This window comes from Xanthomonas cassavae CFBP 4642 (genome assembly GCF_000454545.1).
Lineage (GTDB): Bacteria > Pseudomonadota > Gammaproteobacteria > Xanthomonadales > Xanthomonadaceae > Xanthomonas > Xanthomonas cassavae.
Map to the genome: position 1 here is coordinate 3,119,351 of NZ_CM002139.1, position 13,454 is coordinate 3,132,804.

Annotated in this window: 9 protein-coding genes and 2 pseudogenes; 1 reads left to right on the forward strand and 10 read right to left on the reverse strand. The window is 60.0% G+C overall.

Annotation, left to right across the window (positions count from 1 at the left end; genetic code table 11):
* Positions 1-29: 29 nt before the first annotated feature.
* Entirely contained in the window at positions 30-2,804 is a 2,775-nt protein-coding gene (locus XCSCFBP4642_RS0113760) for a TonB-dependent receptor (protein WP_029220304.1), read from the forward strand.
* A 396-nt stretch (positions 2,805-3,200) separates the two neighbouring features.
* Here XCSCFBP4642_RS0113760 and XCSCFBP4642_RS0113765 read toward each other — a convergent pair whose 3' ends face one another.
* The 10 genes and pseudogenes from XCSCFBP4642_RS0113765 to XCSCFBP4642_RS0113810 form a co-directional block, all read right to left on the reverse strand.
* Positions 3,201-4,817, reverse strand: coding sequence for an alpha-glucosidase (locus XCSCFBP4642_RS0113765; RefSeq protein ID WP_029220305.1), 1,617 nt, complete (start codon positions 4,815-4,817; stop codon positions 3,201-3,203).
* 107 nt (positions 4,818-4,924) lie between these two features.
* Positions 4,925-5,077 carry a hypothetical protein gene (locus XCSCFBP4642_RS29220; RefSeq protein ID WP_235048227.1) on the reverse strand — a complete coding sequence of 51 codons (153 nt, stop codon included), beginning with the start codon at positions 5,075-5,077 and terminating at the stop codon, positions 4,925-4,927.
* Positions 5,078-5,280: 203 nt separating this feature from the next.
* Positions 5,281-5,799: pseudogene (locus XCSCFBP4642_RS24810) on the reverse strand (IS3-like element ISXac2 family transposase); the annotation flags it as partial.
* 112 nt (positions 5,800-5,911) lie between these two features.
* Positions 5,912-6,115 (reverse strand): annotated as a pseudogene (locus XCSCFBP4642_RS0113780) (VirB4 family type IV secretion/conjugal transfer ATPase); the annotation flags it as partial.
* Between the two features lie 68 nt (positions 6,116-6,183).
* Positions 6,184-7,434 (reverse strand): peptidoglycan-binding domain-containing protein, encoded by a 1,251-nt coding sequence (locus XCSCFBP4642_RS30520; protein WP_323134703.1) that lies wholly within the window; start codon positions 7,432-7,434, stop codon positions 6,184-6,186.
* Positions 7,435-7,610: 176 nt separating this feature from the next.
* Entirely contained in the window at positions 7,611-8,369 is a 759-nt protein-coding gene (locus XCSCFBP4642_RS30065; RefSeq protein ID WP_228325764.1) for a hypothetical protein, read from the reverse strand.
* Between the two features lie 40 nt (positions 8,370-8,409).
* On the reverse strand, positions 8,410-8,904 hold the full coding sequence (locus XCSCFBP4642_RS27140) for a DUF4189 domain-containing protein (RefSeq protein WP_084624523.1): 495 nt from the start codon (positions 8,902-8,904) through the stop codon (positions 8,410-8,412).
* A 24-nt stretch (positions 8,905-8,928) separates the two neighbouring features.
* Positions 8,929-10,002: a TrbL/VirB6 family protein gene (locus XCSCFBP4642_RS0113800; protein ID WP_029220310.1), complete on the reverse strand. Its 1,074-nt coding sequence runs from the start codon at positions 10,000-10,002 to the stop codon at positions 8,929-8,931.
* An 88-nt stretch (positions 10,003-10,090) separates the two neighbouring features.
* A complete protein-coding gene (locus tag XCSCFBP4642_RS0113805) occupies positions 10,091-10,915 on the reverse strand; it encodes a hypothetical protein (RefSeq protein WP_228325765.1) in 825 nt (274 codons plus the stop codon).
* Positions 10,908-13,361, reverse strand: coding sequence for a VirB4 family type IV secretion/conjugal transfer ATPase (locus XCSCFBP4642_RS0113810; RefSeq protein ID WP_029220312.1), 2,454 nt, complete (start codon positions 13,359-13,361; stop codon positions 10,908-10,910). Before XCSCFBP4642_RS0113810 ends, XCSCFBP4642_RS0113805 begins: the two co-directional genes overlap by 8 nt.
* Between the last annotated feature and the right edge of the window lie 93 nt (positions 13,362-13,454).

Consider the following 13,454-nt stretch of genomic DNA (forward strand, 5'->3'; position numbering starts at 1 on the left):
GAAGAACAACATGTACCTGGGAGGGGAAAATGTTGAAGCACAAGCGCTCCGCGCTGAGTATCGCCCTGGCCGTTGCCATGGCACCGACGTTGGCAGCCGCGCAATCGGCAATGCCTGCGCAAACCACCACCACCGCACAGGCCGCGTCCGAGCCGGCCGCCGGCGAGGTCACCGAGCTGGACAAGGTCCAGGTCACCGGCCTGCGCCGCGCGATCGAAGGCGCCATTTCGGTCAAGCGTGATTCCACCTCGATCGTGGAAGCCATTTCCGCCGAAGACATCGGCCGCCTGCCGGACGTGAGCATCGCCGAATCGCTGGCACGCCTGCCCGGCTTGGCTGCGCAGCGCGTGGCCGGCCGCGCGCAGGTGATCAGCGTGCGCGGCCTGTCGCCAGACTTCTCCACCACCCTGCTCAATGGCCGCGAAGTGGTCAGCACCGGCGACAACCGCAGCGTGGAATTCGACCAATATCCGTCCGAACTGGTCAGCGGCGTCACCGTCTACAAGACGCCCGATGCCGGCCTGGTCGGACAGGGCCTGTCGGGCACGGTGGACATGCAGACCGCACGCCCGCTCAGCTACAACGAGCGCGTGATTGCCATCGGCGGCCGCTACCAGCGCAATTCGCTGGGCAAGGCGGCCAATGTCGACCCCTATGGCAACCGCTTCAACGTCAGCTACATCGACCAGTTCGCCGACCGCACCATCGGCCTGACCATCGGCTACGCGCATACCGACATGCCGATCCAGGAAAACCAGGTGGGCTTGTACGAACCCTGGCAGACGGTCAACGCACAGCGCCAACGCCCGGGCGTTGCCGACGGCGTGTATTTCTCCGATGGCATCAAGGCCTTGCGCCGCACCGGCAACCAGAAGCGCGACGGTGTCATGGCCACGCTGCAGTACCGCCCGTCCAACGCCTGGACCAGCACGCTCGACGCCTTCCACACCGAAGCCGAGCAGATCGATACCGCCAACCAGTTCGAGCTCAACCTGAGCAACTACAACGGTGGCTACACGCCGGGCCTGAACATCACCGATGTGCGGGTCAACGACAACGGCAGCTTCATCGGCGGCACCGCCAGTGGCGTCTATCCGCTGGTGCGCGGCATGTACAACAAGCGCGAAGACAAGATCGACGCCTTCGGCTGGAACAACGAAATTTCGGCCGGCGCCGTCAAGATCATCGCCGATCTGAACTACTCCAAGGCCACCCGCGACGAGTTGAACCTGGAGAACAATCTCCAGCGCGCTCCCATGCCGCAGCTGGATACGGTGGGCGTGTCGGTCGTCGGCACTGGCTTCTCGCAGCTTGCGCCGGGCATGAATTATTCCAATCCGGACGAGCTGTTCCTCACCAACACCATCTACGGCTCCGGCTACGGCAAGGTGCCGCGCGTGGGAGACGTGCTGAAGGGCGCGCGCCTGCAGGCCAGCCTCCCCATGCCCGAAGCACTGAGCTGGTTTTCCGATCTGGACGTGGGCGTCAACTACGCCAATCGCGAAAAGCAGAAGACCCAGCCGGAAGGCAACATCACGCTGGGCGCACAGGGCGAAGCCACGGTGGCGGCGGACCTGCAATACGCCCCGGTCAATCTCGGCTTTGCCGGCCTCGGCTCCCTGCCTGCCTGGAATGTGCCGGCCACCGTGTCGCGCTACATGCTGTTCAACCCCAGCGACAACGCCTCGTTCCTGGTCTCCAAGGCCTGGACGGTCGAAGAAAAGATCACCACCGCATGGCTGCGCGCCAATATCAATACCGAATGGGGCGAAGTGGGCGTGCGCGGCAACATTGGCGTGCAACTGCAGAGTGCCGACCAGTCCTCGCAAGCCAATTACTGGGATGCCTCGCAGCCGGCCGGCAGCGAAGTGCGTCCCATCGACGATGGCAAGAAATATCGCGACTGGCTGCCCAGCCTGAATTTGGCGTTCCAGTTCCCGTACGAGCAGACGCTACGGTTTGCGATGGCCAAGCAGGTGGCGCGCCCGCGCGTGGACCAGCTCCGCGCCTCGCTGGAGTTCGGCGTGGACACCTCCACCGGCCGCCCCGGCGCCAGTGGCGGCAACCCCATGCTCGACCCGTGGCGTGCCAACGCCCTGGACATCTCCTATGAGAAGTACTTCGCCGACCGCGCCTACGTGGCGGCGGCGTTCTTCTACAAGGATCTCAAGAGCTATATCTACACCCAGAGCCGCGACAACTACGATTTCTCGGCGCTGGTCGCCGGCTACGTGCCGCCGCCGGGCTCCGCACCGGTCCTGACCACCGGCACCTTCAGCGCACCGTTCAACGGCAAGGGCGGCACGCTGCGCGGCGTCGAACTCACCGCCTCGTTGCCGCTGGACCTGCTGTTCGCCCCGTTGGAAGGCTTTGGCATCCAGGCCAGCGCCACCTTCAACGACAGCGACGTCAAGATTCGCGACCCGGAAAGCGCCTCCAGCGTGGGCGATGGCGAAATCAGCCTGCCCGGCCTGTCCGAACGCGTCTACAACCTCACCGCCTACTACGAGCACAAGGGCTTCGAGGCACGCGTGAGCCAACGCCGCCGCTCGGACTTCATCGGCGAGATCGGCAACTTCAACGGCAACCGCACCTTGCGCTACGTAGTCGGCGAGAACATCACCGACGCCCAGATCAGCTACAACTTCAGCGAAGGAAGCAGCCTGTCCGGCCTGACCCTGCTGCTGCAGGCCAGCAACCTCAGCAACTCGCCGTATCGCACCTATGCAGAGTCCAAGGATCGCCCGCTCGAATACATCGAATGGGGCCGCACCTTCGTGCTGGGCGCGAACTACAAGTTCTGATCTGCTGCAGCAACAAACAACGGCGCTATAGCCCCTCTCCCTCCGGGAGAAGGGTTGGGGTGAGGGTGCGGGGTTCAGGAAAACACAATTCGACGTTCCCATGCGCATCAGACGCCATGACACGCCAGCCAGCGCGTCGACTGACGATGTCGCGATCACACTCAGCGTCATCAGGCAGTGGCTCCTTCAGCTTGATCGGCCCGGCGCACATGCAGTGCGGTTTCCTGCAACAGCACCCCCCATATGACGCATCTTGAGTCGCTTGCCGGGCACAGCGCCCGGCGCAAGCACTGATGATTGGTAGCTGACACCGTATACAAAAAAGGCGAGGCATCCCGATGGAATGCCTCACCTGTCTCACTCGATCACAGCATACCCGCCTGCGAAACGGTGCTATCAGCCCTCGCTCGTGGCGCATACCACCGCGTGCCCAGGCAAGCTCACGCGTCCATCCTCGATCACGCCCCGCGCCACCCCCGGGACATCGATCTGTTCCCATACATCTGCAGGCAGCGCAAGCTCGGCAACGTCGGACGACAAATTGAAGGCCAACAGCATGACCTGGCCTGCATGCTCACGCCGGAACATCAGCACCGGCTCGGCGGTGTCGTAGAACGTGATCGTTCCTTCGCACAGGGCCGGCATGCGCTTGCGCCAGGCAAGAAACGCACGCACCGCGCTCAACACCGACTGCGCATCGCCCTGCTGCACACTTACCGCTACCAGGCGATGCGGCTCGGCCAGCGGCAGCCACGGCTTGCCACTGGTGAAACCCGCCGACGGCGCATCGGTCCACGGCATCGGCGTGCGGCACCCATCGCGCCCCTTGAAGGTTGGCCAGAACGTGATGCCATATGGATCCTGCAGATCCTCGAACGCTACATCCGCCTCGCCCAGCCCAAGCTCCTCGCCTTGGTACAGGCAGACCGAACCACGCAACGAACACAGCAGCGCCACCACCATCGGCGCAAATGCGGGCGACGCATCTTCGCCGCCCCAACGCGTCACCGCACGCACCACGTCGTGATTGGAAATCGCCCAGCACGGCCAGCCTTCCAGCATGGTCGCCTCGAGCCGGCTGACCGTCTCGCGGATATAGGCAGCGCTATAATCCTGCACCAACAGCTCGAAGCTGTAGCCCATGTGCAGACGGCCCTTGGCGGTGTACTCGGCCGTGGTCGCCAACGAATCTTCCGAAGAAATCTCGCCCAGGCTCACCGCAGTCGGGTAGTGATCGAGCAACGCGCCCAGGCGCTCCAGGAACGGCAGATTCTCCGGCTGCGTGTTGTTGAAGTAGTGGTATTGGTAAGCGTACGGATTGTCCGCACTGAAGCCACGCCCCACCCGCTTGTCCGCCGGCTTGGCCGGGTTGTCGCGCAGCTGCGCATCGTGGAAGCAGAAGTTGATCGCATCCAGGCGGAAGCCATCCACCCCGCGATCCAGCCAGAACCGCACATTGTCCAGGGTCGCCTGCTGCACATCGGCGTTGTGGAAATTGAGATCCGGCTGATCCACCAGAAAGTTATGCAGGTAGTACTGCTCGCGCCGCGGCTCCCACTGCCACGCCACACCGCCGAAGAGCGATAGCCAATTATTGGGCGGCGTGCCGTCCTCGCGCGGATCGGCCCAGACGTACCAGTCCGCCTTCGCGTTGGTCTTGTCCTGCCGGCTTTCCTGGAACCACGCATGTTCGATCGAGGTGTGGCTCAGCACCTGGTCGATCATCACCTTCAGCCCGAGCGCATGCGCCTTGTCGAGCAGGCGATCGAAATCCTCCAGCGTGCCGAACAGCGGATCCACCGCCCGATAGTCGGCGATGTCGTAGCCGAAATCGGCCATCGGCGACTTGAAGAACGGCGAGATCCAGATCGCATCCACGCCCAACCCGGCGATGTAGTCGAGCTTGGCGATGATGCCGGGCAGATCGCCCACCCCATCGCCGTTGGAATCCAGAAAACTACGCGGATAGATCTGATAGATGACGGCCCCGCGCCACCATGGTGTCTTCAACATGCACCCCCTCCAGGGCCAACTGCGGGCGGCCAACACGGCTGCCAGCCAAGGGCGTTAGCCTAGCGGCGTAGTGCGCCTTGGGCGCGCGCGTGCATACGTATTCATCGCTACTGCTGAGACTTCGCCAGACATTGGTCATCCACCATGACATGGCATCCGATGCGCACCCAGCCCAGCGAATTGCCCGCCGTCCAGCGGCGCAGGCGCGCGTACAGGCCGTCGTCGCCCATATTGGGCAAGCTCTTGCGGAAGTTGCTCATGCTGCGCAGGTGCATCGGTAATCCCCCCACTTCTAGCGGTCGCCAGAAGTGGAGCTAAGCGGCCATCGCCAACTTCATCGCTGGTGTGATGCCGACGTCCCCCCATCCTGAGTAGCAGTCGGGTTTAGAGTCCGGGGTTGATGATATCGCTGTTGGCCAGGTGCTGGGCATAGGCCGTCGGCGTCATTCCGCCGATTGCTTTNGATGCCGCCGAGCGCCATATTCGGGCGCTCGTGGTTGTACGTCCATAGCCAGCGGGTGGCTTTGTCCTGCACTTGGTCGATGGTGTCGAACAGGGTTCGGGCGAGCCAGGCGTAGCGGATGGTGCGGTTGTAGCGTTCAACGTAGGCGTTCTGCTGTGGCTTGCCCGGCTGGATGTGCTCGACCCGGATGCCATGCCGCTGCGCCCAGGACAGCAACGCGCCACTGATGTATTCAGGGCCGTTGTCGCAGCGGATCACAGCGGGCTTGCCGCGCCACTCGATGATCTGCTCCAGCGACCGGATCACCCGGGCTGACGGCAGCGACAGATCCACCTCGATCCCCAGCCCCTCGCGATTGAAGTCGTCGAGCACATTGAACAGCCGGAAGCTGCGGCCGTCGGCCAACTGGTCGTGCATGAAGTCCATCGACCAGACCTGGTTGATGGCCTCCGGCACCGCCAGAGGCTCGGGCCGCTCACGCACCAGCCGCTTCTTCGGCTTGATCCGCAGGTTCAACTCNCACGGCGATGATCTGGCTGTCGGTAAAGCGGGACTTCTTCATGGAACCTCCTCGGGAAAGGGTACGAGAAAATTCCACTTCTGGCGTCTGCTAATGGGCGGGGGGATTACCCTTGCCCTGGGCGAAATTGTGCAGCGGCGACAAACCGAGGAAGTTGAGCGAGCTCAGGTTGGCGATGCGCGTGCGGAAGCGCCAGTTGCCCGGCAGCTGTGCATAGAACGACGACGCAATCGCCAGGTCTTCCTTGGCCGAGACGAAACCAGCGTTGGACAGTTCCGCGCGGGTGGTGGCGATCTGCCTGGCCAGCTGTGGTTGTGGCGCACGTGCACGCAAAAAAATGGCCCCGGTCAGTGCCGGGGCCATCCATCGAACGTTATTTGCCTTTACAGGCTGGGGCCGCTGCGCGTCTCGGCGTGTTGCTGCGCCTGGTGCGCATTTTGTTGGACTTGACGCTGGCTTTCTTCGGCCGCTTGGCGGCTGCTGTGTTCCAACGGCTGGTTCTGCGCCTGATTACGATCCACGAACACACGCTGCATCGCCGGGTCGGTCATCTCACCCTGTACCGCGAAGAAGCCGTCGCCGCTCTTGTTCGGTACCACATTGTCGATACGCTGCAGACCACTCACCTTGGCCTCGAACACGATCTGCCCGGCCGCCTGCTCCAGCTCCTTGCGGTTGGAAAATCCACCGCGCTCGCCCAAGGCCTCCAGCTTGCCTACCGTACCGACGAACATGCCATTGTCGGGGTGGCGAGTATCGGAAAGCAACGGAGCAGATGTGGCAGGTGAAGGAACACCCTGGGCATTGCTCTGCTCGGCATGTTTGGTCGCCTGCTGCGACAATGCTTTCGCGAGTGCCGCCTGCGTTTGCTGCCCCACCACGCCATCGACTTGCAGGCCATGTGCGCGCTGGAATTGCTCCACCGCAAACTTGGTAATGCCGCCGAAATCGCCATCGGCCTGCAGCGGCTTGCCATCGCGGCCGACGGCGCCGAGCTGGGCCAGTTGGCTTTGCAACTGCTTCACGGATTCACCGCTTTCTTTCTCGCGGAGAATCGAAGCCGAGTGATCAGCTGTGATGCCACCTGCACGCGTTCCATGGGCGCGGCCGGGCTGCATATATTGGTCTAAACCATCACGATTACGCGTGATATCGTGCATGTAGTCATAGTTACTGGTGCCGTTGCTGTCGCTGAATTCGCGTCCACCACTGATGGCAGCGCGGGCGCCACCGTAACCGGAAATATGGCGAGCCTTCAGAAATCCGGCGACTTTGGCTGGGCTGTCATCACTCTCCAATATTCCTTCACGGACAGCTTGGCGATACGACTTATCGCTATTTATCTTGAACGCGCCATCCTGGAGCTCGGCAGAAGCTTTGTATTTGTCAAGACTCAGTCCATTTTTCCAGTTTGAAGAGTCTTCCAGAAAGCGCGTCATTCCACCACTGGTGGCCCACTTCCATTCAGCACCCCGCACCTTCTCTGGATCGTAACCAGAGTCCCGCATCGCGGCGTTGAGCTTTGCACTGTCCACATATCCTGCATCGGCGAGCCAACCAGCTCCGGCTTGATAGCGACCCACGTATCCCTGTCTATTGGTGATCGAGAGGTCGCCGCCATTGCTCTCGGTCATGACAGTTGACGCAATCAATCGACGCGTCGCTGCGTCGTCCAGCCCTGCGATATTCCCTTGGCTATAAGCCTGAGCGGTGGCCGCCGCTTTTTCTCGTCTATCAGCCATGATGCATGTCCTCTGGATATGACGGTTGGGTAAAGCACCACCCTCTAGTGGCGCCGGATGTTGCGCATTTAGAACACCTTACATTGCAACTCTTTTATTCTCTTATCGGGCTTTGCCTTGGTAAAAAGAAAAGTTGTGTAGCCAGGTCCACGTGAGCCCTCGCCGTCGTCAACGTACGCCTCCAGGAACAGATGACGGCCCTCGAGCTCTACCACGTAAAACTTCGTCTGAGTGTTGGGACCATCCCCCATGTCTTGAGCACAGTCTCCAGCAAAGAGACGTACCGAGGCTGTATCAGGGAGCTGACGTTTCACTACATCAGCATATTCGGAGCTGACATAAAACTTCTTTACCGCAATCGAGTGCACATTCTGCGCATCCCCTGTGAGTGTAAGGCCTGACTCACCTTCATTGACCTTCTTCACTCCCGCATCAGCCCCTTGATTCCCGTCAGGTACGTCAACCATGCCAAAGCCATCGAGAACAAGTGTTCCGCTACGGGACTTTGAGTTTTCGGGATCACTGCTGTCAGGATTGGGCTGCGGAGAAGACTCCCGCCACTGCACGCCTGGAGTGCTGTCGAAGCTCGACCAAGAAGCGCCATCGTTGACAACAAGTAGAGAGACGACTTGATAAAGCGATGTCACTCGGGCCACTCCTTCCGAATTTTTAGGCTGAGGCGACGATTCAGAGCTGTCTTTTCGCATATCTCTGCGTTCTTCCTTGATGGCTTCATTCTTTTTCGCGGAAGCAGCGTCTTGCCGGCAAGCGCCTAGCATCAAGAACCCCAAAGCCAAAAAAAATACCCATATATTCTTCGGCAACATGAAAAATCCCATTTATAAAAAACATACGTGCCACACTAAATCAATATCTTCTAAAAATGGGATCAGTACAATCTGAATACATTACCTTACAAGAACCGGTTTCACCCATTTCGCAGTTCTTCTTTGCTAACTGGACCGCCACCTCCTTACTCTCGGCCGCTTGAAAATAAGTATCAGAATGAGAGGTTGCGAACGCAGCACACTGATTCCTATAAACCAAGTGGACTTTGCAGTCAGATGCACCGCCCAATGCACACTGATTTATGGCAGATTTTCTAGCATCGCCCTCAGTGAGCTTAGCAATTGACGTTCCAGCTTCACCTGTCGATTGAGACGTAGCAATGGCCCCCCATGTCTTAATCCATTCCCCTGTCGGCCTAGGAGGAGGCATCGGCATATCTCCCCTAGACGTACCGGAATCAGGCCCGCACTGCGGACTTCCAGGAGCGACCCCAACAGGGCAGGCCGTTTGAGCGAAAGCGGGACTCGCCGCCATTAGTGAAAAAAACAAAGAAACTGTATAGATCGCTTTCATAGGCTCACTCCTTTGCGTTCACAATCATCGCTGCGCGAGACCTCGGTTTCCGGATTCTTGGGGCGTGGAAGACTCAGAGCGCCCCCCTACATCCGAACGAACTATGTTGTCAGTCCCTCCCCTTGCGTGAGTGTCAGAGCGGCCAGCATCCCTAGCCGGCGCCCCAGGTTCATAAGGCCGCCCAGCTCCCGGCGACTGACCTGCCCGATCCAGCTGCCCAAGCGCCGAGTACGCCGTGAACTGGCCCAGCGTGCCCTGGAAGAAGGCGGCAGCCATGGGTGGTGCGGTGATGATCAATGTCGTTAACACCAGTCCCAATCCTCCCTGCTGCAAAGCCATGCTGCTGATGCCTTCGCCTGTGAAGCCGTTCATCGCCCACTTCGCCACGAAGGCAGCGCCCACTGCGCCAACCACCTTGGTCGCCAAACCCACCGTGAAGGTCAAAACGGACAGCGAAAACACGGTGCCTAATCCGTATAGCAGCCATTTGCTGAACAACGACTTCGTCGCTTGGAATAGCAGACACAGGATGAACAGTGGCCCAAAGCCCACCACCAGCGCCATCGCCAGTTTGTTCAGCAGCAGCATGGAGCCTGCGACTACACCTGGCCCTGCCATGCCGATGCCGGTGAACCAACGGGCCCTGTCTTTTTCATCCTTGCTTTCTTCGTCGCCGCCCGTCTTGATCTGATCCAACGCCGACATCGCCACCTGCATCAGCATCAGATTCTTGTCGATCGCCTTGTAGGGGCTATCCGAGTCCCCTGTGACGGTCTTGGTGATCGCCGAGCTGATCCCATCGGTCAGCGTCCAATACAAACGCGGCGAGCCTTGGGCCATGCTGGTCGCCAGCCCGATGATCAGCGCTGCACGCAGCGCCGTGACCACCAGGCCCATCGCCGCTTCGCGCGACTGGCCGGTCACGATGCGATAGCCCTGGATGAAGATCCACAGCGTCAACACTGTCAATGACACCATCCCCACCCAGGCCGTCGTTCGCTGCAACAACTCCCACTGAAAGATCGCAATCTCATCACGCAGGTAGTCATTAATCAGACGAAAAAATTCGTAGTTGGCGATGTTCGTCAAAAAATCCATATGTCACCACATCCACTGGACGGCTGCGCCGTGGGGCAGTCGCTGCCCCGGGGTTGAGTATGTTGCCTAAACAGGTCATCCAGCTCCATCAGTCTTTGTCAATCTCCAGTCTTTCCATGCCGGCCGGCTTGTCCGACTTGATGGCCTCGAACGCGCCCTTCATCACTGCACCTGCCACAATCGTCTTACCCAGGCTCAACACATCGTCCGGCACCCAGTCCGGCACCCAACTCCAACGGTTGCTCTTGGGCGGCTCCTTGCCGGCCATTGCCGCCTTGGCGGCTGCCGTCTGCTGCCCCGTCAGGTAGGAAATGCGCTTGTCGTAAGCGAACATTGCCGATTCCATCTGCTGGCGGTCGATATCCATCATCGCCTTCAGCGCCAACAGCTTGTTGGTATTGCTCTCCAACTCGCCAATCTTCTGGTCGCCGATCTTCTTGCGCTCGTCCTCGATCGTGCGTAAACGTTCAAGACGCTTGGTGGTGATCTCATACATGGCGACCATGTAGTTGTACTGCGAATTGAGCGTGCGTTGAATCAATTCGCATGATTCCTTCTGCGAATCGGACACAGGCGTTCCCTTCGTTGAAGCAGCACACGCTGCCACACCTTGGTCATCGGGAATCTTCTCGATCTTTTCCTTGGGCTTCTCGACTTCCTTGCCGCTGGATTCCTTGCCATCGCCATTCTTGATGGTCTGGTTCTTGCGGATCTGCTCGACTTTCTCGTTGAGATCCTTGTCCACCACCTCCCACTGCGCACTGGCCGCTCCCGCCATGCTGAGCAGCACCAGTCCCATCAAGACTCGGGAAAAATGTCTGAACGTGGTTGTCATGGTGTTCTTTGCCTCCTGTGACACAGATGAAGTTGGTGCGGGATGAAACGATTGCGGATGAGTGGATTGACTACGCATCTTCGACCTCCTTGTCCTTGACCGATTTGCGCTTGCCCGAGCCCTTGCGGTTGGCATAAAAATCGGTCAACCACTGTTCGGGCGTCAGCTGGTCGACGGTGACGCCCAGCTTGCTGGCCTTGCCGGCCAGGATCTGGTGCATGATCTCGATGTTGTCGGTCGAAGACGAAATCACCGACAACGCATCGTCCATGCCGCGCAGATTGAGTTGACACACTGCCGAGGCGTGGCCCTGCTTGACCAGGAAGCAGCGTGAGCGCTCGTCCAGCGACACCACTACCTGGTACTCGGCATCGGTGAGCTTGAGCCCGTCGATATAGTCGTCGCGGCTGGCATTGGGGTTGGGCAGCAACACCATCGTGGCGGTCTGTTCGATCAAGGCCGCAGCGATGTCGCTGGCCAGCGCGTCTTCCGGGCTCTGGGTGGCGAAGATGCCCAGACCGTTCTGCTTACGGATGGTCTTCTGCTTGTTCTTGGCGAATTCCTTCAAGCCGCCCTTGCCGTCCAGGATCTTCCAGAACTCGTCCATCACGTAGATCAGCGGCCGGCCGTCGATCAAGGCCTCCAGGCGGTGCAGCAGGTAGTTGATCACCGGCACGCGCACTTCGGCGTTGTCGATCACATCCGTGTAGTCGAAGCCGATGATCGACGCGCGCGTCAGGTCGATGGTGTCGACCGGGTTGTCGAACACCCAGCCCAGCGAATTACCCGCCGTCCAGCGGCGCAGGCGCGCGTACAGGCCGTCGTCGCCCATGTTGGGCAGGCTCTTGCGGAAGTTGCTCATGCTGCGCAGGTGCATCGGCGTGTCCAGCATGCCCTCCACCGCACGGTAGATGTCTTCCTCCTCGCGCGCGCTGTACTCGGCCTTGCCGCCCAGCACCTTGATCAATTCGGCCAGGAACTGCGTGTTGGCTTCATTGCGCTCGCACTGGAACGGGTTGAAGCCGGTCGGCACTCCGTTTTCCAGCGCAAGATAATTGCCGCCGCAGGCGCGCACGAAAATTTCCGCGCCGCGGTCCTTGTCGAAGAAGAAGATGGTCGGGATCGGATCGAACTTCTGCACCTGGCTCAGCAGGAAGTTGATCAGCGCCGTCTTGCCCGTACCGGACTTACCGATCACCATGGTATTGCCGATCGCCTTCTCACCCAGCGAATTCTCGGCCGGATGCGTGGCGTGGAAATTGAAGTAGTACGGCTGGCCGTTGGTGGTCTGCAGCGTGGTGACGCAATCACCCCACGGATTGTTGTGCTGCTTGCCCTGGGCGAAATTATGCAGCGGCGACAACCCGAGGAAGTTGAGCGAGCTGAGGTTGGCGATGCGCGTGCGGAAGCGCCAGTTGCCCGGCAGCTGTGCATAGAACGACGAGGCAATCGCCAGATCTTCCTTGGCCGAGACGAAACCAGCATTGGACAGTTCCGCACGGGTAGTGGCGATCTGCCTGGCCAGCGTCTCCTGGCTATCGGCATACACCGCCAGGGTGAAGTGGTATTCGCCCAGCACAAAGTTGCCGGAGGCCACGTCATCCATCGCCAGGTCCAGATCGCGGATCTGGCTCGACGATTTGTCGCCCGACGAGATCATCATGCCCTTGGTCCGTTCCAGCACCTTCAGCGCATCGTGACGACCGACCGGGCTGAAGGAGTGGGTGATGACGTACTCGAAATCCAGATACTTCAGGCCATTGAGAATGCCGGGATAGGTCCCGTCGGCATACTCCTTGACGTTGAGGATCGCACCGAAGTGATTGATGCCGTCCGGCGTACGGATGACGAAATCGCCCGTCTTGTTGGCAAACATGTGCTTGCTGACGGGCAGATACGCGGGTACCGGCGCCTGCAGCACCGGAACAGGTTCATCGATGCGGTTGAGCAGGTAGCCGAGAAACTCCAGGGTTTCGGAAAACACAACGCCGTTCTTGGCTTCGTACATGCCCAGGCGATACGGCGAATAATCCTTGAGGACCGCCTCCACATTGGTGGCCAATTCGACGACCTTGGCCACGGCCTGTTCTTCTTCGGCACGGATCTTGTCGGGGTCGGCAGACTTCTCGACCAGGCGACGCCCGGTCACCACCGGCCGGTAGATCATGCTGAAGTACAACTCGTTCTGCATGATCTTCTGCGAGGACAATGTAGCGTAGTACTCGTCGGATAACGTCTGGTTGAAGGATTGCCTGAAACGTCCGCCAGTGCCGATCTTGCGCCGACGACGCACATCGTGGACCCAGAACGCCACATTGGCGAAGTCCGGCGCGCGCAGTGTCTGCAACAGGCGATTGAACGTGTTGTGCCGCTGCTCCAGCTCGAACTCGTCGCGCCCTACGAACGGCAAGCCAGCCAGATGCCAGATCAGCAGGTAGTCGCCAGCGGTCGTCTTGACGACCGACGGCGCAACATGTGACGAGACGGAAACGAATGCGCTGATCGGACTGTCTGGGCTGAACATGGTCTTACCAAGTTAAGAAAGAAGCATCACACCAAGGGCCATCGAAAACACCAACCCCACGCGGATTTCGCGCGCGGGGTTGGTTGAACTGCT

Bases quoted from the DNA above. Each gene is read 5' to 3' on its own strand.
- XCSCFBP4642_RS0113760 (WP_029220304.1), top strand. From the start codon at position 30: ATGTTGAAGCACAAGCGCTCCGCGCTGAGTATCGCCCTGGCCGTTGCC.
- XCSCFBP4642_RS0113765 (WP_029220305.1), bottom strand. From the start codon at position 4,817: ATGTTGAAGACACCATGGTGGCGCGGGGCCGTCATCTATCAGATCTAT.
- XCSCFBP4642_RS29220 (WP_235048227.1), bottom strand. From the start codon at position 5,077: ATGAGCAACTTCCGCAAGAGCTTGCCCAATATGGGCGACGACGGCCTG.
- XCSCFBP4642_RS30520 (WP_323134703.1), bottom strand. From the start codon at position 7,434: ATGACCGAGAGCAATGGCGGCGACCTCTCGATCACCAATAGACAGGGA.
- XCSCFBP4642_RS30065 (WP_228325764.1), bottom strand. From the start codon at position 8,369: ATGTTGCCGAAGAATATATGGGTATTTTTTTTGGCTTTGGGGTTCTTG.
- XCSCFBP4642_RS27140 (WP_084624523.1), bottom strand. From the start codon at position 8,904: ATGAAAGCGATCTATACAGTTTCTTTGTTTTTTTCACTAATGGCGGCG.
- XCSCFBP4642_RS0113800 (WP_029220310.1), bottom strand. From the start codon at position 10,002: ATGGATTTTTTGACGAACATCGCCAACTACGAATTTTTTCGTCTGATT.
- XCSCFBP4642_RS0113805 (WP_228325765.1), bottom strand. From the start codon at position 10,915: ATGCGTAGTCAATCCACTCATCCGCAATCGTTTCATCCCGCACCAACT.
- XCSCFBP4642_RS0113810 (WP_029220312.1), bottom strand. From the start codon at position 13,361: ATGTTCAGCCCAGACAGTCCGATCAGCGCATTCGTTTCCGTCTCGTCA.